Source organism: Paraburkholderia sp. BCC1885, from assembly GCF_900996235.1.
Classification (GTDB): Bacteria; Pseudomonadota; Gammaproteobacteria; order Burkholderiales; family Burkholderiaceae; genus Paraburkholderia.
Genome location: NZ_CAAJGM010000172.1, coordinates 1 through 439, shown reverse-complemented (window position 1 = coordinate 439; position 439 = coordinate 1). Strand labels below are relative to the sequence as shown.

The window sequence follows — 439 nt, the reverse complement described above, 5'->3', positions numbered from 1 at the left end:
GCCGCCACCAAACCCCAGGTGGCCCAGGCGAGCGGCCGGGACTGCACCAGGTCGCCGAAGCGCGCGTGCGCGTCGAGTTCGGCGGCGAAGGTGGAGGTGACCTGCATCGGCAGGCGATCGGCGATGCTCGCGGCGGCGGCCGCGTCGGCGGCCTGCAGCGCGATGCCGAGCACGCCGTCGGGGGTGTGGAGATCGAAGAAGATGCGCTTGCCGGCGCTGCTGGCATCGAAGATCTGCGCGCGCGGGATCGCCAGGTGGAAGGGCTGGGCGCCGATCCAGCCGCCGGCGCTGCCGTCCAGCGACAGCGTGCCGGTGGCCGCGCCGAAGCTCAACGTGCCGCTGCCGGGAAAGCCGCCGTGGCGCGCGCGGCGGCGCGGATCGGCGGCGCGCGTCTGCACGGAAAAGCGGATGCGGAAGCTGTCGACGTCGCCCGGCGCGG

General features: G+C 74.9%; 1 pseudogene. It reads right to left on the bottom strand.

Going from position 1 to position 439, the window contains the following annotated elements:
- Positions 1-439 (bottom strand): annotated as a pseudogene (locus tag FQ755_RS16185) (rhomboid family intramembrane serine protease); the annotation flags it as partial.